Below are 22,521 nucleotides of genomic sequence, written 5' to 3'. Positions count from 1 at the left end.
TGAATCAGTTTCCCGAGGATTCCGGGTCTCTATCCGTGGCACACGAGGCAGCAGGCATGAGCGACGATCTATTCCAGTCCAACCCCGCCACCAGCGGGGAGTATTCGGCCAAGGACATCGAGGTCCTGGAGGGGCTGGAGCCGGTGCGGCGTCGACCGGGCATGTATATCGGCGGCACCGACGAGCGGGCCTTGCATCATCTGGTGGCCGAGGTGCTGGACAATTCCATGGATGAGGCGGTGGCCGGTCATGCCAGCCGCATAGAGCTGGAACTGGGGCTCGACAACCGGGTGACCGTGCGCGACAACGGGCGCGGCATCCCGGTGGATAAACATCCGAAAATGCGCGACAAATCGGCCCTGGAAGTCATTCTCACCACTCTGCACTCGGGCGGCAAGTTCGGCGGCAAGGCCTACGAGACCTCCGGCGGGCTGCACGGGGTGGGCATTTCGGTGGTCAATGCCCTGTCCGAACAGCTGGAGGTGGAGGTGGCGCGGGACCGGGTGCTGTGGGCGCAGAGCTACGAACGCGGCAAACCTCTGACGAAATTGCGTAACGCCGGCGCGGTGCAGAATCGTCGCGGTACCACGATCATTTTTCAACCTGACACGCAGATTTTCGGCCATCGGCTGCATTTCAAGCCGTCCCTGCTGTACAAGCTGGCGCGCTCCAAGGCCTATCTGTTCCGGGGGGTGGAAATCCGCTGGTCCTGTGATCCGTCGCTGCTCAAGGATGAAGATACAACCCCGGCCCAGGCGACCCTGCATTTTCCCGGCGGACTCTCGGATTTTCTGGCTGCCAGTCTCGACGGGCGGGACATGGTCACCGCCACCCCGTTTGCCGGAACCGCCCTGTTCCCCGACGGGGCGGGCAAGATGGAATGGGCCATTGCCTGGCCCGAGGACGAGGACGGCTTTTTCAATTCCTATTGCAACACGGTGCCGACGCCGCAGGGGGGGACCCATGAAACCGGCCTGCGCACCGCCTTGTTGCGCGGCCTGCGCGCTTATGGGGAATTGGTCAACAACCGGCAGGCGGCCAAGATGAGTGCCGATGATCTGGTCGGCGGGGCCTGCATCATGCTGTCCGTGTTCATCCGCGAGCCGCAATTCCAGGGCCAGACCAAGGAAAAACTGGCCTCGGCTGAGGCCGCCCGACTGGTGGAAAATGCGCTGCGCGATCATTTCGACCATTGGCTCTCCGGCGATCCCGACACCGCCAAGGCTTTGTTGGAGCGCATCGTCGATCGGGCCAATGTGCGGCTGCGCAAGCGGCAGGACAAGGAGATGAAGCGGGCCTCGGCGACCAAGCGGCTGCGATTGCCGGGCAAGCTCGCCGACTGCGCGCGCTCCATCCAGCAGGGCACCGAGCTGTTCATCGTCGAGGGCGATTCCGCTGGCGGCTCGGCAAAACAGGCGCGGCGGCGCGATACCCAGGCGGTGCTGCCGTTGCGCGGCAAGATCCTCAATGTGGCCTCCGCCTCCGATGACAAGCTGCGCGGCAATCAGGAACTGTCCGATCTGATGGAGGCCCTGGGCTGCGGCACGCGGGAGGCCTATGACGAGGAAGCCCTGCGCTACGAAAAGATCATCATCATGACCGACGCCGATGTGGACGGCGCCCATATCGCCTCCCTGTTAATGACTTACTTCTTTAGGGAAATGCCGAAACTCATTGAAACGGGCCATCTTTATATTGCCCTGCCGCCATTGTTCCGGATCGCCCAGGGGGGCAAGGTGCTCTATGCCCGCGATGAGGCGCACAAGGAGGAACTGTTGGCCAAGGAGTTTTCCGGGCGCGGCAAGGTGGATATCTCGCGCTTCAAGGGATTGGGGGAAATGCCCCCGGCCCAGCTCAAGGAAACCACCATGGACCCGACCAGCCGGATTCTGCTCAAGGTCACCGTGCCCATGGGCCACAACGTCGAGGACATCGAGGAAGCCAAAGAGACCTCTGATCTGGTCGAACGGTTGATGGGCCGCAAGCCGGAAGCCCGCATGGCCTTCATCCAGGAACAGGCGAAATTCGTCGAGGACCTGGACGTCTAAAGCGTGCACATCCTGCTGACGCAGACCCCCGCTACATACAGGGTTGCCGCAGCTTCCTTTTTTGCGGAAGCTTTTAGACGGGGGGGGAAGTCTCTATGACTAAGCTAGGAGATAACATCAAGAGTATTCTGTGGCTGCAGTCGCCCCCATGCGTAGCGGGAGAAGCAGTCGATGACGGTCTGCAATAGACCCTTGCCGACGCCCTTCAGATGGCCGCCGAAGAAGGTGTCCACGGCCACCAAGTCTCCGGTGTGGCGCTAAGTGTCTGGTGAATACTGTCTCAGCACAGGAGGAAAGGGAAAGACGACCAGTCGTAGAAGAGCATACTTATATTTTTCTATCTCGTTAGATAGTGTCCTGCCCTTCAAAACCTTCAATGGCGCCTGTGGGTCATAACCGGCCGTCAGCATGGCGCGTCGTTGACACCCTATGGAGAGGATGTCTGCCTTAACGTAAGCATCCGCCCTATCTTTCAATTACCCACAAGTGTTTTTCCATTACCATATGCGGCTTCGAAGCCCATAACGAGGTCGGCGAGGCGGGAGAATCCCCGCCACAGGACGGTGGTTCCAGGCGGAGGGTCGTGTCGTCGGGCGAGGTAGCCGCCAAGGCGGGCGACGGCGACGATATAGAAATCGAGGTTACGCGCTTGGCCGGGGCGAGTGGCGGGCGCGGTGCGATCCAGGAGCGCCAATTCCGTGTCTGTGAAGACGGCCCGCGGCGTGCTCGCCGGTTCGGTACGGCGAAGCCACGTCATCCAGGAGATCCTCCAGGCCGTCACGCTGGCAAGCGCGATGCAATTGGCCAATCGGTCGGCAGTGCTGAGACGGATGTCTTCGATCCGGCATCCGGTCTTGAGGGTCTTGAAGAAGGTTTCGATACTCCAGCGCCGAGCGTACCAATCGAGCTTGTGGACGGCCTCCTCGAAGGAGGTTACGGCAAGGTTGGTGATCAGTTTCCACAGCAGCGGTTCCCGGTGGATGGGAGGATCGACCTCGATGGCATGGATGATCTGGAGCCGTTGATGTTCGTACTTTTTCTGTTTCCCAATTGGTGGACACACGGTCATGGTGGAGAACTTGATAGCCAGCTGGGCTTCCTGTGGCTGGCCGGTGGCATCCCGGAAGCGGATGAAATGCGTACCGCTGGGCTCGATCCCCTCCATTACCTGCGCGATCGTCGTCGCCCCGTCTTGGGCAAGCCGGTTGACGCAGGAGCGCACCAGGAAATGGGTGCCGAGTTCCCGGGCGAGGCTGAAGAGCTCATAGATATCGCTCTCCCGGTCACCGATATGGATGCACCGCTCGGGCGCGCCGATCAACTCGGTCGAAAGTCGAAGATTGTCGAGCCAGCGCATGCTCTCCTTCTGTTCGATCGGAACCCGTGTGGGATTGATCTTGCGTTTCAGAGCCTTCGTGCCTTTGAACTTGTCTCGCGACCAAAACCGCGCGGCGGCCAGCCCGAGCGGCAGGCCGTCGGGTGTAACGGCCAGGCTTACGTGCATGAGCATGCCGCAGATCGTATGCTGATGATGGCGCCCTTCCTTGGTTTTATGGCCGCAGGAGGTCTTCGTGAAACCGACTTTCTCGGGCTTGCTCCGTTTGAACGAGAATTCGGTGGTGTCCTGCAGCACGAGAATTGGTCCGTCTATGGCCTGTACCCGCAACGCGGTGGCCGCGAAGTGTCCCGCCAGGATCTTGTCCTCGCTGACATTCTCATTTGCAAAGAAGCGGTAAGCCGCCTTCGTATTCGCCCAGTCCTGGAACGCGGTGGGCAGCGATCCACCCGGTCGCTCTCCCATGGCAGCCAGCATCGCTCCCATCCGCCGGTTCAGCCGCGCATCACCCAGATCACAGCTTGCCGTTTCGTCATCCACCCACGATCCCATGTTTGCACCCTATACTGTGAGGTGCCCAACAACGAATCATGGCCGATTCCTGAGAGTCAAGCCTAAATGTGGCCCATCATCCATCAAGACCCACAAACTGTGGGTAATTTCAAGGGCCGTTACACCCGACGGCCTGCCGCTCGGGCTGGCCGCCGCGCGGTTTTGGTCGCGAGACAAGTTCAAAGGCACGAAGGCTCTGAAACGCAAGATCAATCCCACACGGGTTCCGATCGAACAGAAGGAGAGCATGCGCTGGCTCGACAATCTTCGACTTTCGACCGAGTTGATCGGCGCGCCCGAGCGGTGCATCCATATCGGTGACCGGGAGAGCGATATCTATGAGCTCTTCAGCCTCGCCCGGGAACTCGGCACCCATTTCCTGGTGCGCTCCTGCGTCAACCGGCTTGCCCAAGACGGGGCGACGACGATCGCGCAGGTAATGGAGGGGATCGAGCCCAGCGGTACGCATTTCATCCGCTTCCGGGATGCCACCGGCCAGCCACAGGAAGCCCAGCTGGCTATCAAGTTCTCCACCATGACCGTGTGTCCACCAATTGGGAAACAGAAAAAGTACGAACATCAACGGCTCCAGATCATCCATGCCATCGAGGTCGATCCTCCCATCCACCGGGAACCGCTGCTGTGGAAACTGATCACCAACCTTGCCGTAACCTCCTTCGAGGAGGCCGTCCACAAGCTCGATTGGTACGCTCGGCGCTGGAGTATCGAAACCTTCTTCAAGACCCTCAAGACCGGATGCCGGATCGAAGACATCCGTCTCAGCACTGCCGACCGATTGGCCAATTGCATCGCGCTTGCCAGCGTGACGGCCTGGAGGATCTCCTGGATGACGTGGCTTCGCCGTACCGAACCGGCGAGCACGCCGCGGGCCGTCTTCACAGACACGGAATTGGCGCTCCTGGATCGCACCGCGCCCGCCACTCGCCCCGGCCAAGCGCGTAACCTCGATTTCTATATCGTCGCCGTCGCCCGCCTTGGCGGCTACCTCGCCCGACGACACGACCCTCCGCCTGGAACCACCGTCCTGTGGCGGGGATTCTCCCGCCTCGCCGACCTCGTTATGGGCTTCGAAGCCGCATATGGTAATGGAAAAACACTTGTGGGTAATTGAAAGGCTCGACGAGGGGTTACGGTACAGACGGCGCAGCTTCTTGTGATTGACCTCGATCCCTTCCCGGGCCAGCAGCACATGCAGGCGGCGATAGCCGAACCGGCGGCGCTCCCGCGACAGGGCCCGCAGGCGCTCGCGCAGCGACCCGTCGTCGGGTCGCCGGGACCGGTAGCGGACCGAACTCCGATCCGCGCCAAGGACAGAACACGCCCGCCGCTCGCTCACCCCGTGCTCGGCTCGGAGGTGGGCGACGGCCTGCCGCCGGGCAGCGGGCGTCACCATTTTTTTGACGCCACATCCTTCAACATGGCGTTGTCCAACATCGCCTCGGCGAGCAGCTTCTTTAGCCGAGCGTTCTCGTCCTCCAGCATCTTCAGCCGCTTGGCGTCCGACACCTCCAGGCCGCCGAACTTGGCCTTCCACTTGTAGAACGTCCCCTCGCTGATCCCGTGACGGCGGCAAATGTCCGCTGTCTTCTGACCCGCCTCCTGCTCCTTCAAGATCCCGATGATCTGCTCTTCGCTGAACCGACTGCGCTTCATTGTCCGTCTCCTTCTCGGTCGACGGACTCTACCAAACTTTGGAGGAATTTCCGGGGCTCAGGTCACCTCCAACCCGTTGACCCGAGCCCGCCGGGCCATATAAGTCTGCTCATAACCCCAACCGGCTATTCAGCCGCAGGGATCGTGAAGTAGAACGTCGTTCCCTTTCCTGAGGCGCTTGAAACTCCAATTTTCCCACCGTTCCTCTCGACCAGTTCCTTGCACAAGATAAGACCCAAGCCGGTACCGGATTCTCCGTTGGTGCCATCGGTTGACTTGGCACCACTCATTTTAAATAGGTTCTCCAACCGATTCTCCGGAATCCCCACACCGGTATCAGAGACGGAAATTTTCACGATATCATGCTGTAGGGTTGCATGCACCGTGATGGCCCCACCTGCCTGAGTGAATTTGATGGCATTACTGATCAAATTACGGATTACCGTTTCGATCATGTTGGGGTCGGCAAAGGCCTGTTCTCCCGACAGGGTGGATGTCATTTTGATATGTTTGGTTTCTGCAGATGCGTTGAGGGCGTCCAGACATCGATGGATGATGTCTGCAAGTACGAAAGATTTGGGAGAGGGGTGCACACGTCCCATTTGAACTCTGGCCCATTCCAGAAGGTTTTCCAGAAGCTTGAAAAGCTTTTGACCGGACTGGTGAATGTGCGAGGCGTAGAGGGCAACCTTGCTCCGGTCCAATTCCTGGGCGCGCATTTCGAGTAATGAAGAGAAACCCAAAAGGGCATTGAACGGGCTTCTTAGATCGTGGGCGATAATCGAAAAGAGTTTGTCCTTTTCTGCGTTTAATTCGGTCAGTTCCAAATTCAGCATATTGAGAGTATGATTTTTCTTTGTCAGCTCTCTTTGGGCGTTGGCGACTTCATTATTCAAAGTGGAAAATTCTTTAAGGATGCTATCTTCGTCCTGTCGGGGCACATATTGTCGTTTGCTAAGTGTCCTTATGAAATTCGCCTGATCATTGTTGATTTTCATCAATTCCGCATACAGGTCAAATAGTTCCTCCGGTGCGGGAGAGAGCAGAAAGACGCTCGTGTTCTCCTCTTTATAACCGGAGACAAAAACCGTCTGGAGGGTGTCGTCCGCAACTTGGACATTGAGTTCCTGTGTGAATACGGAATGGCCGCTGAAAAGTTCCATCTGCACACTGAGCGCCTTCTCGACGGAGGTCGACGAGAACAATGTGCCGAACAGTCGACCCGTTATCGGGAAGTCCTCTTCGAACAGTCCCTGGTTTTCCATCGACACAACGATGCCATTCACATCACAGCGCAAGATCGCGCCCCGAGCTTTATGTTTGGCCCCAAAGGTCTTGGTCATCCTTTTCATTTCGTTTCTGCGGCAAGTGCGACGACTGCGCCAACGGCATCCACAGCATATGCATCGGCACCGGTCTTGCGCCAATCGCTCCCCCCCTCACCGAAGGCGTAACCGCCGACGATCACCCTGGTGCTATCGGCTCCGGGCGTGGACCGAACTGCCGCGACAATATCCCTGACGTATCCCACATGAAAAGGAATGGTCGCCGACAGTCCAAGAACATCGGCCTTGTTATCGACTACGGCAGATATGATGTTGTTCGTGGGCAGGTTGGCCCCTAGATAGATGGTATCCCATCCTTCCATTTCAACAAAATCGGCGACCATGCGCATGCCGATTTCATGAAGTTCGTCTCCGACGCAAGAGGCCACGAAGGTCTTGCCGGTCCTTTTACTTGCGAACACATAGGCATACAATTGTGACATCGCGAGTTGGGTCACGGCCGTGCCGTAATGTTCCTGAGCGACATTGATGTGCCCCAACTGCCACAGCCGACCGATTTCGCGCTGGACCGGTTGGAAGACATGCAGGTAAATCTCACGGATCGAGGTTGTGTTTTCCACAGCCGCAAGGATCATCTGCACGGCCTCGTCCCGTCGCCGCTCCAACAGGGCCGATAGATAACGCTGGGCCAGGTCGAGGAGTGGATTGCTATCAAGGAGATATGAGTCAGAACCGTTCGAGAGGTCAGGTAGTTTGGCCAAAGCTTGATCAATGGCGATCCGGGCGTGGGCATGTCTCTCCCCCGATAACATCTCGTCGGTCACTTCGCGCAGGATACGGAGATGCGCCGCCAAATGCTCGACGGTTATGCCCATGCCCTTCAGCAGGCCTTTTGTCCAAGAGGTATAGGAGACAAAGACATCGGGTCTTTCCTGATCGGCGGCTTCGAGTAGATATGCCACATGGAAACAGGCGTCTTGATAACATTTAACGCGACCCTCTGGGCCGAAACGCTTTTCCAGTTCGGGGTTCTGGGCATATTGGAGGTTGACCACAGCTTTGGCGATGGCCTCGCCTAGGTATCCGGAACTAACTAAAGGTTGTACGAGCATCTGACAAAAAACCTTATTGGGGTGCTCCAGCTAAGTCGAAACATGAGCATAGGACCTGATTTTTGTTTTTCCCTGAACCAGCTTCAGTCCCTTGGGGATGCCCAAATGCGCCTCGGCGTAATTGTGACCGTGATGCCAAGTCTCGTAAGACTCCTTGGTTTCCCAATAGGTCACAAGCATGAACTCGGCCGGATTGTCTTCGGCTCTCAACACATCCATGCGAATGAAACCAAGCGCGTCATCCACTTTATGGGGACGGTCTTTGAAGGCTCTCTCCACTTCCTTTTCCATGCCATTGGCCACCTCGAACTGACTCGTCACAATGTACACCACTTCAGTCCCCAGAATGAAAACCCACAATGCGCAATCGGAAGAAAGCGGCCACCCATTCCGACGGCAAGCGGCCACTTATAAGCCTGTAGCAAAATGGGCCATGACCTATCGAATGATGGCTGGATTTGGGCCATTTCGCAATTGTCATCAAATATATCGAACAGATGCCCTCAGTTTCGAGGCTTTTCTGTCGTTTCGCATCTTCCAAACGGACTCCGAGGGCAGGGTTACGGGTTGCGATGAAAGTACATCATTCGACAAACTGGGTGTACAGACATGAGCTGGTCCCACAATGTTGGACAGTTTGGCGGCTCGGTTAAGGTGTATTCCGCATTCTGATCATGCCGCCAATTCCCTATTTATCATATTTCCTTGTTGCTGTTGAGCCTGTGGGGATGTGGGTAAGCCGCGAGGCGTATCCATCATATCCACAGGCCCGCCGTCGCCGCCGATTTGGTAGGCTTCGGCGGGGGTGAGGCCACCCAGCGCCGAGTGGGGGCGCTCGGTGTTGTAGAAGCCGAACCAGTCGCCGATGATACGCTGCGCCTCGAAGCCGTCGGCCAGCTCTTGCAGGTAGACCGCCTCGTACTTCAGGGAACGCCACAGGCGCTCGATGAAGACGTTGTCCATGCAGCGACCCCGGCCGTCCATGGAGATTCTCACGCCGGCGTCCTTCAGAATGCTTGTGAAGGCGACACTGGTGAACTGGCTGCCCTGATCGGTATTGAAGATCTCCGGGGCGCCGTAGCGGGCCATGGCCTCCTTGAGGGTTTTGACGCAGAAGGCGGCATCCATGGTGTTGGACAGCCGCCAAGCCAAGACGTGGCGGCTTGCCCAGTCCATGATGGCGACCAGGTACAAGAAGCCCCGTTGAACCGGAATGTAGGTGATGTCGGCGCACCAGACCTGGTTCGGACGCTCGATGGCCAAGCCTTTCAGCAGGTACGGATAGACCCGGTGCTCCGGATGCGGAATGCTGGTCCTGGGGGCCTGGTAGATGGCCGACAGGCCCATCTTGCGCATCAGGCGGCGCACCCGGTGACGCCCGACGACGATCCCGTCGCGCCGCAGTTGCCGAGCCATCTGGCGGCTGCCGAAGAAGGGATACTTCAGGAACAACGCGTCGATGCGCCGCATCAGAGCCAGATTCTCAGGGCTCTCGCCCTTGGTCCGGTAATAGAACGAGGACCGGCTGATCGACAGGATCTCGCATTGGCGGCTCAAGCTCGGTCCGGGAACGTCGCGGCGCACCATCGCCTTGCGCTCCTCCCGGCTCATCGCTTGAGCCCTCTGGCCAAAAAATCCCGCTCCACCGTCAGTTGGCCGATCTTGGCATGAAGGTCGCGGACCTCTTCCTCATGGTCCCGCTTGTCACGCTCCGATCCATTCGAAAACACCTCGCCCAAACCTTCCACTGCTTGGCGCTTCCAGGTGCTGACCTGGTTCGGGTGGACCTTGTGCCGCGACGCAATCTCCTGGATCGTCTTGTCGCCCCGTAGCGCTTCCAGCGCTACCTTGGCCTTGAATTCCGACGTGAACGTCCGTCGCTTCGTCATCTCGTATTCCTCCGTAACTCGGGGAATACACCTTAACTCACTGTCCGATTTTCCGGGACCAGCTCAACAAGCTCATCCTTCGACAGGCTTCTGTTCGGATTACGGTGGATTACGCGATTACGGTGACGCTGCATTTTTTATCGGATTGCGGAGACGTCACCAGATAGGCGCAAGGCTGTCTGGGGGCTGAAAAAACTTGCCCCCATACTTCGAGACAGCCCTTCGGGCTTCCTCAGCATGAGGAGCCTGCTGTTTTCAGGTGAGGACGCGGCCGCGCGCCTCAGATTGCGGTGAATTACGGTCGTGCATCTCTTTATGCCCAGGGACCAACCCTGCTGGCGGGTCTCGAACCGGGCACACCATCTCGGACGACGGGTTCCGCAAACCATAGGCCTTGAGCGACCGAGAGCCGCTTGGCGGCCAAAATGTCCGCTCCCGGAACCTACCCCCTAGCGGAACTGATATGGACTCTCTATGATACGCCCGCCGCGTCGGAGTTGGGTTCCGGGCGGCGCCTGATTATTTAGGCATTGCAATTACTTCGTTGCGACACGATAAGGGGGTCGTAACACGACAAGCGGACGCGAGGTCATATGTTTTCCAAGCTGTTTGGTTTTCTCTCCGCCGATATGGCCATTGATTTGGGGACCGCCAATACCCTGGTCTACGTCAAGGGGCGCGGCATCGTTCTCAACGAACCGTCCGTGGTCGCCATCGCCGAGGTCAAGGGCCGCAAGCAGGTGCTCGCCGTCGGTGAAGAAGCCAAGCTGATGCTGGGACGCACGCCGGGCAATATCCAGGCCATCCGTCCGTTGCGCGACGGCGTTATCGCCGACTTCGAAATCGCCCATGAAATGATCAAGCATTTTATTCGCAAGGTGCATAACCGGCGCAGCTTCGCCAGCCCGCAGATGGTTGTCTGCGTGCCCTCGGGATCGACAGCGGTGGAACGACGCGCCATTCAGGAATCAGCGGAAAGCGCCGGAGCCCGTCGGGTCTACCTGATCGAGGAACCCATGGCGGCGGCCATCGGTGCAGGTCTGCCGGTGACCGAACCGACCGGCTCCATGGTCGTCGATATCGGCGGCGGCACCACCGAGGTGGCGGTGCTGTCCCTCGGCGGCATCGTCTATGCCCGCTCGGTGCGCGTCGGCGGCGACAAGATGGACGAAGCCATCATCGCCTATATCCGCCGCAATCATAACCTGCTGATCGGCGAAGGCTCCGCCGAACGCATCAAGGAAGAAATCGGCTCCGCCTGCCCGCCCGAAGACGGCGAAGGTGCGACCCTGGAAATCAAGGGCCGCGACCTGATGAACGGCGTGCCCAAGGAACTGGTGATCAGCGAGCGTCAGATCTCCGAAAGTCTCGCCGAACCAGTGGGCGCGATCATCGAGGCCGTCAAATCGGCACTCGAACACACGGCCCCGGAACTGGCCGCCGATATCGTCGATAAGGGGATCGTGCTGACCGGTGGCGGTGCGCTGCTCGGCAACATGGATTATGTGCTGCGCCATGCCACGGGCCTGCCGGTGTCGCTGGCCGATGACCCGCTGTCCTGTGTCGCCCTGGGGACCGGTCGGGCCTTGGAAGAAATGAAAACCTTGAAGAACGTCCTCACCACCATGTATTAAAAGGTATGTTAACGGTCTTCGGCCATAGTGCCCTTTGGTGAGAGGCTTCACCAAACGCAGAAGACGACGACGGGACGTCCATTTACATGGTGGGACAACGGCCGGGTTCGGCTCCTCGCATTATTGCCCTGAGGCATGTGGCTCAACGCTTTACCTACATCGCGTTGATTCTGGCCGCTTTTACCCTATTGATGCTGTCCAAGGCCGATACGGCGCTGGTGGAACGATTCCAGACGCAAGTGATCGACGCCTTCGCCCCCATCCTGGAAACGGTGGCCCGCCCGGTGGATGCGGTCAATAACATGATCGGCGAAATCCGCGAACTGGGTCGGTTGCGCGAAGAAAACGCTCGTCTGCGCGAGGAAAATACGCGCCTGCTGCAATGGCAGATGGTCGCCCGCAATTTGGAAAGCGAAAACCAGAGCCTGCGCGGGTTGGCTGAACTCGTGCCGCCCCCCGACGCCACTTTCGTGACGGCCCAGGTCATCGGCGATCAAGGCGGGGCCTTCGCCCATAGCCTGATCCTCAATGCCGGGGAACGCGATGGCGTTCGCAAGGGGCAGGCGGCGGTGACCGGCGACGGTCTGGTCGGTCGCGTCGCCAGCGTCGGACAACGGTCGTCCCGCATTCTGCTGATCACCGATTTGAACTCCCGCATTCCGGTTTTGGTGGAATCCACCCGCACCCGGGCCATTTTGGCTGGCGACAACCAGGACCGCCCCCGTCTGATGTATCTGCCCAACGGGGCCTCGGTCTCCCCCGGCGACCGGATCATCACCTCCGGCCATGCCGGGGCCCTGCCTCCCGGCGTGCCAGTGGGCATTATCGCTTCGGTCACCGACGGATTGGTTCAGGTCCAACCCTTTGTTGACCGCCATCGGCTGGAATATCTGCGGGTCGTCGATGTGGGGCTGACCGGCATCCTGCAATCCCACACCATCCCAAAGGCACCAGAGGACGAGACCCCATGAAGCCGTCCTTCTGGCAGCGTATGGACCAATTGGCGCGCCATCTGACGCCGTTCGGTTTGACGCTGCTGTTGGTGCTGTTGGGTGTCGTGCCGCTGCAAATCGAGGGCATGGCTCGTATTACACCCCTGTTGGCCTTGGCCTCGATCTATCATTGGGCGGTGTATCGGCCCGAGCTGCTTCCCCCCTGGTCGGTGCTCATTCTGGCGCTGATTCAGGATATTCTTGGTGGCCTGCCCCTGGGATTGAGCGGCCTGGTCTATCTTACCGTTCAGGGGGTGGTGGTGTGGCAGAACCGCTTTCTGGCCGGTAAATCCTTTCTCATCGTCTGGATGGGCCTTTCGTTGATTCTTGGCGCAGCGGCGCTACAGATGTGGGCGCTGCTATCGGCCTTTCATGGGGTGCTGCTGGACATGCAGGCTCTGAGCTACCAATATGTTGTCACGCTCGGTTTCTATCCGCTGCTGTCCTGGAGCCTGATCCGCTGGCAGCAGACCGTGTTGCGGCAGGAATGACGCCATGCATGGGGACAACGACCGCTTCAAGCTGTTTACCCGCCGTGCCGCCGTATTGGGTGGCGGACAGCTCCTGCTGCTCTCGACCCTGGTCGGGCGGATGTACTATCTGCAAGTCATGGAGGCCGAACGCTATGCCACCCTGGCCGAGGAAAACCGCATCTCCATGCGCCTCCTGCCGCCGCCGCGCGGGCGTATCCTCGATCACTATGGACGTCTGTTGGCGGAAAACCGGGAGAACTACCGGGTCCTGGTGGTGGCCGAACAGACTAACGACCTGAATGCCACCCTGGATGCCCTGGCGGCAATCATTCCCATTTCCGATCATGAGCGGCAGCGGGTGCTGCGCGAAGTGCGCCGCAAGCGCAGCTTTGTCCCGGTCACGGTCAAGGAGAACCTGTCCTGGCAGGACATGGCCCGCATTGAGGTCAATACCCCGGACCTGCCCGGTGCCCAGATTGACGTGGGGCAAACCCGTCACTATCCGCACGGCAAGGAACTGGCCCATATGTTGGGCTACGTGGCGGCGGTCTCCGAAGCGGAACAGACCGGCGACCCCTTGCTGCAACTGCCGGGCTTTCGCATCGGCAAGGCGGGACTGGAAAAAGTCTATGATCTGGCGTTGCGTGGCAGCGGCGGCACCAGCCAGGTGGAAGTCAATGCCTTTGGTCGCGTGATCAAGGAAATCGCCCGCAAGGAAGGACAGCCGGGCACCGAGATCTCGCTGACCATCGACATGGAGCTGCAAAAGCTGATGGCCGATCGGTTGGGCGAAGAAAGCGGCTCAGCAGTGGTCATTGATATTCATAGCGGAGCCATCATGGCGATGGTGTCGTCGCCCAGTTTCGACCCCAACGACTTCAACAAGGGGCTCTCGTCCAGCCAGTGGAAGGAACTGGTTTCCGACCCCCGATCTCCGCTCACCAACAAGGCCATTGCCGGACAATATGCACCCGGCTCGACGTTCAAGATGGTTGTTGCCCTGGCGGCCCTGGAACGGGGCATCATTTCGCCGGAGACCGAGGTCTTCTGTAACGGCCATACGACCCTCGGCAACGCCCGCTTCCATTGCTGGAAACGCGGCGGTCACGGCTCGGTCAATCTGCATCATGCGATCAAGCAATCCTGCGACGTCTATTTCTACGAAGTGGCCCGGCGCACCGGTATCGAGCGCATCGCGGCCATGGCCAGACGCCTGGGGCTGGGCAGCCGCCTGGACATCGACCTGCCCGGCGAACGAAGCGGTCTAGTGCCCTCCGACGAATGGAAAAGGGCGACCATCGGTGTGCCATGGCAACAGGGCGAAACCCTGATTTCCGGTATTGGCCAGGGTTACCTGCTGGCGACACCGCTGCAACTGGCCGTGATGACGGCCCGCCTCGCCAATGGCGGGGTAGAAGTGTCGCCGTTCCTGACCCGCTCCATCGTCACCCCGGATAAGATCATCGAGCGCGCACCGCCGAAACGAGACACCCTGGGACTGGTGCCCGGCCACCTGAAACTGGTGCGCGACGCCATGACGGCGGTGGTCAACGACATCCACGGGACGGCTTATCGCTCCCGCATACCCGAGGAAAACATGCAGATGGCCGGCAAGACCGGCACCGTACAGGTGCGCCGCATCAGCAAGGCGGAACGGGAATCCGGCGTCCTCAAGAACGAGGATTTACCCTGGAAAGATCGGGATCATGCCCTGTTCGTCGCCTTCGCCCCCGTCCATGCCCCACGCTATGCCATCAGTGTGGTGGTTGAGCATGGGGGCAGCGGCTCCGGCACGGCGGCCCCCATCGCTCGGGATATCATGCGCGAAACACTGCGCCGCGACCCGGCACGGTCCCTGCCGGTGGCCGGATCGCGCCCCCCGGAGAGCAGCACATGAGCCGCGAATTGTCCCAGAACGCCCGCATGTCCATCGGCGAGAAGCTGCTGCACATGAATTGGATGCTGGTTTTGCTGGTGAGTCTGGCTGCGGCGGCGGGAATCGGCATGCTCTATTCAGCGGCCAATGGGAACTGGAATCCCTGGGCCTCCCGTCAGGCCATCCGCTTTGCCATGGGCATGGCTCTGATGATTTCCGTTGCACTCATTGATATAAGATCCTGGCTGCGCTATGCCTACTGGCTGTATTTCATCTCTCTGGTGATGTTGGTCGCCGTGGAATTCATGGGCTTCATCGGTATGGGGGCGCAACGCTGGATCGACCTGGGCTTCATTACCCTGCAACCGTCCGAGGTGATGAAAATCGCCCTGGTGCTTGCCCTAGCCCGCTATTTTCACAGTATCAGTCTTGAGGATATCGGACGCCTGAGCATCCTGATTCCGCCGCTGCTGATAATCGCACTGCCGGCTGTTTTGGTGTTGCGCCAACCGGATTTGGGCACCACCTTGATGCTCGCCGCCACCGCCATCGTGGTGTTTTTCATGGCCGGGGTTCGAGCCTGGGTGTTCATTGTCGCCGGGCTCGTCACCCTGGGCAGCCTGCCCGTTGCCTGGAATATGTTGCACGACTACCAGCAAAGCCGGGTTCTGATTTTCCTTGATCCGGAACGCGACCCGCTGGGGGCCGGATATCACATCACCCAGTCGAAGATTGCCCTCGGGGCTGGCGGTCTGACCGGCAAGGGATTCATGCTCGGCACCCAGAGCCATTTGAGTTTCCTGCCCGAGAAACAGACAGACTTTATCTTCACCATGCTGGCAGAGGAATTCGGAATGCTCGGCGGCCTGTCGCTGCTGGGTCTGTATGTGATGATCCTGGCTTTTGGATTCGCCATCGCCCTGCGCTCGCGCAATCAGTTCGGACGGCTGGTGGCCATCGGCATCACCTCGACCTTCTTTTTGTACGTTTTTATCAATATCGCCATGGTCATGGGGCTCATTCCGGTGGTCGGCGTTCCCTTGCCGCTGATTTCCTACGGCGGCACGGCCATGCTCACCCTGATGCTCGGTTTTGGGCTGATCATGAGCGTCTATATCCACCGGGACGCGGTGATCGGGCCGCGCGGTTCGGCGTCGGAGTTTTAAGAGAAACGGACCGGCTTTCCCAGGGCGCGGGCCAAGGCGTCGGCCTGTTGTCGCACCTGGGCATGGGACATTTTCATCGTCAGCAGCAACGGCACATGAAACCGGGAGTCTGGATGAGTCAGCTCGACCCGGAAGCCGCGTCCGTCCCTCCTATAATGTACAGAGATGGGAATCACTGTTGCAGTCCACATTAAATGAGACACCTGATTGCGGTTACGCGGCCATGGCCGGTGTTCCGGTTTGTTCGGCCCTGACCTGGGCCGGTGTTTTGTGGCCATGGCGTTCGACGATCCAGCTTGGGCCGGGCGGTGGCGTTGCCGGGGTGGCCGGACTGGAATGAACTGGGCGAGGTCTTGACCTTGAGGGCCTGGGTGGAAGACCAATCCTCCACCGGCACATGGCGCAGGATCTGGTCGGTCCCATGTTGCGGGGTGTCCGGAGGCATCTTCCAGACCGCCTCCGTGTCGGCCTCGGCCTGCTTGAGAAGGTATTCCTGTTGCGCTCGGTCGCTCGGGTTACAGTGACAATGCATTTATTGATGCTTTGCCCGTTACCCCGCCATTCGCCTGGACGCCATGAGGAGTCCACTTGTCGCGTAGATGAGCCAATTTTTTGAAAATTTGCGGATTATTTTGAAAAGGAATTCAACGGAACGGATCAGCTGTTGGGTTTCTCCACCAACAGGCCGTCCTCCAGAGAAATGGTGCGGTCCATGCGGGCCGCAAGGGCCGGGTTGTGGGTGGCGATCAGGGCGGCGAGACCGGCGCCTCGGCACAGCTTCAACAGCATGTCGAACACATGGCCCGCCGTATGGGGGTCCAGGTTGCCGGTCGGTTCGTCGGCCAGCAACAGGCGCGGCGCGTTGGCCAGGGCGCGGGCGATGGCGACCCGTTGCTGCTCGCCGCCGGACAGCCGGGCCGGGCGATGTTCGGCGCGCTCCTCCAGGCCCATCATATGCAGCAACTGCTGTGCCCGTTGCTGGGCCTCGGCAAGCGGGAGATCGGCGATGCGCTGCGGGATGACGATGTTTTCCAGGGCCGAGAATTCCGGCAACAGGTAATGATACTGATAGACAAAGCCCAAATCGGTGCGGCGCAGGCGGGTGCGCTGTTCGTCGTTGAATTGGGCGCAGTCGTGGCCGTCGATGAGGATTTCGCCGCCGTCGGCGCGCTCCAGCAATCCGGCGATGTGCAAAAGGGTGGATTTACCGGCCCCGGACGGCCCGACCAGGGCGACGATTTCCCCCTCTCGGATGGTCAGGTTTGCCCCGCGCAGCACCTCCAGAATTCGCTCGCCCTGGACGAAGGTGCGCTGGATGCCGCGCAGTTCGAGAATGGGGGAAGTGTCATTCATAGCGCAGGGCCTCCACCGGATCGAGGCGGGCGGCCCGCCAGGCGGGGTAGAGGGTGGCCAGGAACGACAGCCCCAGCCCCATCATCACCACCGTGAAGACCTCCCAGTTATCCACCTTGGCCGGAAGCTTGGACAGGAAATAGATCTCGGCGTTGAACAGATCAGCCCCGGTGATGGCTTCGATAGCGCGCCGGATGCCTTCAATGTTCCAGCAGAATAACATCCCGAGCCAGAAGCCGACGAAGGTGCCGATGGTGCCGACGCTGGCCCCGGAGATGAAAAAGATGCGTAGGATCGAGGCGCGGCTGGCCCCCATGGTGCGCAGGATAGCGATGTCGCTGCCCTTGTCCTTCACCAGCATGATCATCGACGACACGATATTGAAGGCGGCGACGATAATAATCAGCGTGAGAATCAGGAACATCACATTGCGTTCGACCTGCAACGCACTGAAAAAGCTGTGATTCGTCTGTTGCCAATCATAGACGCGCCCCTGACCCACGGCGACCGCCGCGACTTCGGCCCGGGGGCGGCGCAGCTCGTAGGGGTCCTGAATCATCAACTCCAGGTGCGACACCCGGTTTTCCAGTTTGAAGTATTTCTGGGCCGCAGCCAGGGGCATGAAGACGAAGCTGGAATCGTATTCGTGCATCCCCACTTCAAAGGTGCCGACGATGCGATAGGCACGCATGCGCGGCACAGTACCAAAGGCGGTCACATTGCCCTTGGGTGAGATGAGGGTGATCCGGTCGCCGGTGGCCAGTCCCATCTTGCCCGCCAATCGGCTGCCGACCAGCACCGCGTCCGGCCCCTGGAAATCATCTAGACTGCCGGTGCGGATGTTATCGACGATCATCTTGCGTTTGCGGATGTCTTCCGGCCGCATGCCCCGGACCAGCGCTCCGTTGGCCAGACCGCGCCCGGTGGCCATGACCTGGCCCTCGATCACCGGGGCGACCAGGGTGACCCCTTCGACACCGGCGATGGCCTTGGTCAATTCGTCGTAGTTGGTCAGACCCTCCGGCCCGGCTTGCACGGTCATATGCCCGTTGAGGCCGAGAATGCGCGACAGCAGTTCCTCGCGGAACCCATTCATCACCGACATGACGATGATCAGGGTCGCCACGCCGAGGGCGATGCCGAGCAGCGAGAACCAGGCGATGACCGAAATGAACCCTTCCTGCCGCCGGGCGCGCAGGTAGCGCAACGCCAGCATCCATTCGAAGGGCTTGAAGATCCGCAGGGCCTGGGGCAGGGGGGGGAGGCGCATGTCAGCCCGCCAACCGGTCAAGCACGGCATCGAGGCTCAGTTCGTCGCGTTCGCCCGTCTTGCGGCTTTTCAGTTCGACCATGCCAGTTTTGAGGCCGCGCGGGCCGACCACTAACTGCCAGGGCAGGCCGATCAGGTCCATGTCGGCGAATTTCACCCCGGCCCGTTCGCTGCGGTCGTCGTACAGCACCTCGACGCCGCGCGCCTGCAAGTCCGTATAGAGTTTGTCGCAGGCGGCATCGCAGTCGGGGTCCCCGGCTTTCATATTGATCAGGCCCACATGGAACGGGGCCACCGCTTCCGGCCAAATGATGCCGTTGTCGTCGTGGGAGGCTTCGATGATGCCGCCGACCAGCCGTGATACGCCGATGCCGTAGGAGCCCATTTCCAGGGTGATTTCCTGACCGTCCGGCCCGGTGACTTTCGCCCCCAGCTTGGCCGAGTATTTGGTGCCGAAATAGAAGATATGACCGACCTCGATGCCACGGGCGCTGACCAGGGCGGCCCCCAGTTCGGCTTCCTTGGCCTTGTCGTGTTTTTCCTCGGTGGCGGCGTATTTGCCGGTATAGGTATCCACCGCCGCTTGCATGGCCGCCGGATCGTCGTAATCCAGGTTCCCGGCGCTCCAGTCCAGATCGAGCAATTCCTGATGGACGAACACCTGACTCTCGCCGGTGTCGGCCAGGATCAGGAACTCGTGCGACAGGTCGCCGCCGATGGGGCCGGTATCGGCCTGCATGGGAATGGCGGTCAGGCCCATGCGCGCAAAAGTCCTCAAGTAAGAGATGAACATCTTGTTGTAAGCATGGCGTGCACCTTCATAAGTGAGATCGAAGGAATAGCCGTCCTTCATCAGGAATTCGCGCCCGCGCATGACTCCGAAGCGGGGACGGATTTCGTCGCGGAACTTCCATTGGATATGGAACAGATTCTTGGGCAGTTCCTTGTAGGAGCGCACATTGTTGGCGAACAGGTCAGTAATCAATTCCTCATTGGTCGGGCCATAGAGCATCTCCCGCTCGTGACGATCCTTGAAGCGCAGCATCTCCGGGCCGTAGTCGTCGTAGCGCTCGGACTTCTGCCACAGTTCGGCCGGTTGGATGGTCGGCATCAGCAGTTCCTGCGCCCCGGCGGCTTCCTGTTCCCGGCGCACGATCTGTTCGATCTTGCGCAACACCCGCAGACCCATGGGCAGCCAGGTATAGATCCCGGCGGCAGACTGGCGCACCAGACCGGCCCGCAGCATCAACCGGTGGGAGACGATTTGCGCCTCGGCAGGGTTCTCTTTCAAGGTGGGGACGAAATAGCTGGACAGGCGCATGATGGTTCTCTTTCCCGCTCGCGGACGTCATTTCTTCGGGACTTATAAGCAAGCGACGGGGGCGTGGCAATGGAGCCTTAACTTCTTTCGGCTAGGGTTGGTCTTCGGTGAGATGTCCGTGTGGAAGGAAAACTGCCATGTCCGATCAAGAATCGCCTGCCGAAAAATGGTCCCCCGGTGCCTGGACAGCGGCCCGCTGCGCCCACTGGCGGCAGTTGGAGGGGGCGGCGCGCAACCGGTTCATGGAATGGGTGCATGACGAAGGTTGGCAGGGTAAATGCCATCCGAGCCAATTGCCCGGGCGCGAAACGGTGGCGGCGTGACTCAGGTCAGGCCGTTCTCCAACAGCAGCTTGCGCATCCGCCGATCTTTCTTGATGTGCCATTCCCGGCTCAGGGCCGCGCCCCGGTCGGGCAGGGACTCGGCATAGAGCAGCACCCACTGCCGCCCGCGGGTGGAACGCGCCCCGCTGCCGTTGTTATGGCGCGCCAGACGGGCGTCGAGGTCTGTGGTCCAGCCCACGTAGCTGCGCGGTCCGCCCGGACCCTCACTTCCCAGCACGTAGACAAAACAGGACAAGGCAAACCTCCCATGAACTGGGGGGGATCTTGCCGTGTTTGGCGGGCAGATTCTACCCATCTGACAGACTGCGAAACCAATGGTTCCGTCTTTGCAGGGGGTTGGAACTGGCACGGCAGATGCTTGAAAGGGAGGTGGGGAGAATCCGACAAGGAGACCGACCATGATCACCACCGGACATATCATCACCCAAGCGGCGCGACAGAATCCGCTGTTCAATCAGGCCAGAGTCCTGAACGGCGGCTGGGGACGTCCGACCCGCAGAAGGAGCCGGATCACCAGCGGACATATCGTCACCCCGGCGGCGCGCCAGAATCCCCTGTATCACCAGGAGCGCCCCAAGCCTGCCCGAAAAATATTGAGTTGGCTGCGCGCCTGTCTGGCTTGACGAGGCCCAGCCAAGAAAAAACCCGGCGAGACGCCGGGCTGAGTTGCTCTTGAGATGTCCGCTTTATGCCCCGATTCGCGCCGACCGGCTGTGACGGTCGTCATAGGGGCGACGGAAAAGCGTTATTTAATATCCAGTGCCTCGCGGACCACGCTGTCCAGCATCCCTTCGATTTCGAGCAGGGCCTGACGTGAGGCCAGATCGCTGCCACCCAGCGGCCGCCGATAGCCCACATGCACCGTGCCGGGCGAGTCGGGCAGGGTGTAGAGAACAATCACATAGGGGCAGAATATGATGTTGCTCGGGTCCGCTTCCATGGCGGCGCGGGAATAGTTGGCGGAACAGAATTGCAGCATTTCGGCCTCGGCGTAGATCTGTTTGCTGCTGCCCATGTCGCTGCCGGTGCGTTTCAGCATATCACCGATGCGGGCCACGTAATCGACCACCAACCCCTTGTTGGTGACGGCATTAACCACGTCCTGCTTGACGTCGGCGAAGCTCCCTTCCGTGCTATAGAACTGCTGTCCGTGTCCGCCCGCCATGGCCCCGTTGGAGATCAGAAATCCCAGAGACATCAGGCTGATGGCGAAAATCATGAGGCTGCGTTGCATTGTGTCCTCCCTTTGTAAGATCAAATTTTTTAGGGCATTTCATTTATTGATGCTTTCCCCGTCGTGTCGAATCTTATACCCGAATCCGCAGGCGTTCCAGGTCAAACCCTGGGGAGTCCCTGCGTTGCCTGCTTTCATGCCCCCATTCCAAAAACGCATGGCTGGTCTGCGGTTCTGTCTCTGGACCCTTTCCAAATACCCTATAAAACACCCGACATTACTGGATCTTAAGGATCGACACTGACGCTCTTTGTCGGTTCCTGAATAGGCGTCCCGTGGTCTTGTTGGCCGGGGAACGCTGTAGGCCCGTTGTTTGTGGGGCTTGACATACATTAGTCACCTCTTATATAAGTGTGTACTAATGTATGGGATCTGATGCTAACGGGAAGAGGCAGGGGAACAATGCGACGCAGCGACGTCAGCCGCATTTTGAGTCGTGCCGCCACCATTTTCGTGGTGATGGCAGCATTGATGGGAACGGAAGGGATTACTCCTGCCGATACCGCCAGTGCGTCAATTCCGACTGGCTTGGAAACCGAACTTCATTGTCTGGCCCTGAACGTTTATTGGGAGGCCCGCTCCGAACCGCTGGAAGGTCAGTTGGCGGTGGCCGGGGTGACTCTGAACCGGGCTCGCAGCGCAGAATTTCCCAGCACCATCTGTGGTGTCGTCATGCAGGGGGTGGGGAAGCGCAATCAGTGCCAGTTCTCCTGGTGGTGTGACGGCAAGAGCGACGAACCGACTGAGGAAAATGCTTGGAAGTTGGCCAAGATGGTCGCTCGCTACGCGCTTCATGCCAATGATCAGGACCCTTCCCGCGGGGCGCTGTTCTATCACGCCAGCTACGTGCAACCGGAGTGGGTCGCCAAGCTGAAACGGGTCCGCCAGATCGGCCATCACATTTTCTATCGCGACCCGACCACCAGCAAGCTGGACAACAGCTAACCGTCCTGGCGTTAAA

At 59.7% G+C, this 22,521-nt stretch carries 22 protein-coding genes and 2 pseudogenes; 10 read left to right on the top strand and 14 right to left on the bottom strand.

Annotation, left to right across the window (positions count from 1 at the left end):
• Positions 1–56: 56 nt before the first annotated feature.
• Positions 57–2,048: a DNA topoisomerase IV subunit B gene (parE, locus tag ACYQ1P_RS13285; protein WP_460020817.1), complete on the top strand. Its 1,992-nt coding sequence runs from the start codon at positions 57–59 to the stop codon at positions 2,046–2,048.
• Positions 2,049–2,185: 137 nt separating this feature from the next.
• Here the strand turns inward: parE and ACYQ1P_RS13280 are convergent.
• Positions 2,186–2,302, bottom strand: a pseudogene (locus ACYQ1P_RS13280) (IS481 family transposase); the annotation flags it as partial.
• A 218-nt stretch (positions 2,303–2,520) separates the two neighbouring features.
• Positions 2,521–3,936, bottom strand: coding sequence for an IS4 family transposase (locus tag ACYQ1P_RS13275; RefSeq protein WP_460018917.1), 1,416 nt, complete (start codon positions 3,934–3,936; stop codon positions 2,521–2,523).
• On the opposite strand from ACYQ1P_RS13275, the gene ACYQ1P_RS13270 reads away from it, so the two are divergent.
• A complete protein-coding gene (locus ACYQ1P_RS13270) occupies positions 3,848–5,068 on the top strand; it encodes an IS4 family transposase (protein WP_460021653.1) in 1,221 nt (406 codons plus the stop codon). The genes ACYQ1P_RS13275 and ACYQ1P_RS13270 overlap by 89 nt on opposite strands.
• An 18-nt stretch (positions 5,069–5,086) precedes the next feature.
• On the opposite strand, the pseudogene ACYQ1P_RS13265 reads toward ACYQ1P_RS13270, so the two are convergent.
• The 5 genes and pseudogenes from ACYQ1P_RS13265 to ACYQ1P_RS13245 form a co-directional block, all read right to left on the bottom strand.
• A pseudogene (locus tag ACYQ1P_RS13265) lies at positions 5,087–5,610 on the bottom strand (transposase); the annotation flags it as partial.
• A gap of 125 nt (positions 5,611–5,735) precedes the next feature.
• Positions 5,736–6,953 (bottom strand): sensor histidine kinase, encoded by a 1,218-nt coding sequence (locus ACYQ1P_RS13260; protein WP_460020816.1) that lies wholly within the window; start codon positions 6,951–6,953, stop codon positions 5,736–5,738.
• 5 nt (positions 6,954–6,958) lie between these two features.
• Positions 6,959–8,008 (bottom strand): cobalamin B12-binding domain-containing protein, encoded by a 1,050-nt coding sequence (locus ACYQ1P_RS13255; RefSeq protein WP_460020815.1) that lies wholly within the window; start codon positions 8,006–8,008, stop codon positions 6,959–6,961.
• Positions 8,009–8,038: 30 nt separating this feature from the next.
• A complete protein-coding gene (locus ACYQ1P_RS13250; protein WP_460020814.1) occupies positions 8,039–8,338 on the bottom strand; it encodes an antibiotic biosynthesis monooxygenase family protein in 300 nt (99 codons plus the stop codon).
• A gap of 342 nt (positions 8,339–8,680) precedes the next feature.
• A protein-coding gene (locus ACYQ1P_RS13245; protein ID WP_460019886.1) for an IS3 family transposase occupies positions 8,681–9,897 on the bottom strand; the annotation gives its coding sequence in 2 pieces (ribosomal slippage) (positions 8,681–9,624 and positions 9,624–9,897; 1,218 coding nt in all).
• A gap of 593 nt (positions 9,898–10,490) precedes the next feature.
• Between ACYQ1P_RS13245 and ACYQ1P_RS13240 the strand changes: the two genes are divergently transcribed.
• The 5 genes from ACYQ1P_RS13240 (at position 10,491) to rodA (ending at position 16,038) form a co-directional block, all read left to right on the top strand.
• Positions 10,491–11,531, top strand: a complete 1,041-nt coding sequence (locus ACYQ1P_RS13240; RefSeq protein ID WP_460020813.1) for a rod shape-determining protein — start codon at positions 10,491–10,493, stop codon at positions 11,529–11,531.
• Positions 11,532–11,617: 86 nt separating this feature from the next.
• On the top strand, positions 11,618–12,502 hold the full coding sequence (mreC, locus tag ACYQ1P_RS13235) for a rod shape-determining protein MreC (protein ID WP_460020812.1): 885 nt from the start codon (positions 11,618–11,620) through the stop codon (positions 12,500–12,502).
• A complete protein-coding gene (locus ACYQ1P_RS13230; protein ID WP_460020811.1) occupies positions 12,499–13,014 on the top strand; it encodes a rod shape-determining protein MreD in 516 nt (171 codons plus the stop codon). Before mreC ends, ACYQ1P_RS13230 begins: the two co-directional genes overlap by 4 nt.
• Positions 13,015–13,018: 4 nt before the next feature.
• Positions 13,019–14,893 carry a penicillin-binding protein 2 gene (gene mrdA / locus ACYQ1P_RS13225; protein ID WP_460020810.1) on the top strand — a complete coding sequence of 625 codons (1,875 nt, stop codon included), beginning with the start codon at positions 13,019–13,021 and terminating at the stop codon, positions 14,891–14,893.
• Positions 14,890–16,038 (top strand): rod shape-determining protein RodA, encoded by a 1,149-nt coding sequence (gene rodA / locus ACYQ1P_RS13220; protein WP_460020809.1) that lies wholly within the window; start codon positions 14,890–14,892, stop codon positions 16,036–16,038. The genes mrdA and rodA overlap by 4 nt, the downstream gene beginning before the upstream one ends.
• Here the strand turns inward: rodA and ACYQ1P_RS13215 are convergent.
• From ACYQ1P_RS13215 to proS, 5 genes are all read right to left on the bottom strand, one after another.
• Positions 16,035–16,229 (bottom strand): hypothetical protein, encoded by a 195-nt coding sequence (locus ACYQ1P_RS13215; protein WP_460020808.1) that lies wholly within the window; start codon positions 16,227–16,229, stop codon positions 16,035–16,037. The two genes, rodA and ACYQ1P_RS13215, sit on opposite strands and share 4 nt — an antisense overlap.
• A complete protein-coding gene (locus ACYQ1P_RS13210) occupies positions 16,229–16,570 on the bottom strand; it encodes a hypothetical protein (protein ID WP_460020807.1) in 342 nt (113 codons plus the stop codon). The genes ACYQ1P_RS13215 and ACYQ1P_RS13210 overlap by 1 nt, the downstream gene beginning before the upstream one ends.
• A 125-nt stretch (positions 16,571–16,695) precedes the next feature.
• Positions 16,696–17,391: an ABC transporter ATP-binding protein gene (locus ACYQ1P_RS13205; RefSeq protein WP_460020806.1), complete on the bottom strand. Its 696-nt coding sequence runs from the start codon at positions 17,389–17,391 to the stop codon at positions 16,696–16,698.
• Positions 17,384–18,661: a lipoprotein-releasing ABC transporter permease subunit gene (locus tag ACYQ1P_RS13200; RefSeq protein ID WP_460020805.1), complete on the bottom strand. Its 1,278-nt coding sequence runs from the start codon at positions 18,659–18,661 to the stop codon at positions 17,384–17,386. Before ACYQ1P_RS13200 ends, ACYQ1P_RS13205 begins: the two co-directional genes overlap by 8 nt.
• Before the next feature lies 1 nt (position 18,662).
• Positions 18,663–19,982: a proline--tRNA ligase gene (proS, locus tag ACYQ1P_RS13195; RefSeq protein ID WP_460020804.1), complete on the bottom strand. Its 1,320-nt coding sequence runs from the start codon at positions 19,980–19,982 to the stop codon at positions 18,663–18,665.
• A 137-nt stretch (positions 19,983–20,119) separates the two neighbouring features.
• On the opposite strand from proS, the gene ACYQ1P_RS13190 reads away from it, so the two are divergent.
• Positions 20,120–20,305: a hypothetical protein gene (locus ACYQ1P_RS13190; protein WP_460020803.1), complete on the top strand. Its 186-nt coding sequence runs from the start codon at positions 20,120–20,122 to the stop codon at positions 20,303–20,305.
• A gap of 1 nt (position 20,306) precedes the next feature.
• Here the strand turns inward: ACYQ1P_RS13190 and ACYQ1P_RS13185 are convergent, their stop codons facing one another.
• A complete protein-coding gene (locus ACYQ1P_RS13185) occupies positions 20,307–20,561 on the bottom strand; it encodes a GIY-YIG nuclease family protein (protein WP_460020802.1) in 255 nt (84 codons plus the stop codon).
• 163 nt (positions 20,562–20,724) lie between these two features.
• On the opposite strand from ACYQ1P_RS13185, the gene ACYQ1P_RS13180 reads away from it, so the two are divergent.
• Entirely contained in the window at positions 20,725–20,949 is a 225-nt protein-coding gene (locus tag ACYQ1P_RS13180; protein WP_460020801.1) for a hypothetical protein, read from the top strand.
• A 122-nt stretch (positions 20,950–21,071) separates the two neighbouring features.
• Here the strand turns inward: ACYQ1P_RS13180 and ACYQ1P_RS13175 are convergent, their stop codons facing one another.
• Entirely contained in the window at positions 21,072–21,560 is a 489-nt protein-coding gene (locus ACYQ1P_RS13175) for a DUF302 domain-containing protein (RefSeq protein WP_460020800.1), read from the bottom strand.
• A 402-nt stretch (positions 21,561–21,962) separates the two neighbouring features.
• Here ACYQ1P_RS13175 and ACYQ1P_RS13170 point away from each other — a divergent pair, with 402 nt between their 5' ends.
• The gene (locus ACYQ1P_RS13170; RefSeq protein WP_460020799.1) at positions 21,963–22,505 is read left to right on the top strand and encodes a cell wall hydrolase; all 543 of its coding nucleotides are present in this window, start codon (positions 21,963–21,965) and stop codon (positions 22,503–22,505) included.
• Positions 22,506–22,521 lie beyond the last annotated feature (16 nt).

This window comes from Magnetospira thiophila (genome assembly GCF_054657015.1).
Note: the sequence above shows the minus strand (reverse complement) of the source record. Positions and strands in the feature narration are given on the sequence as shown.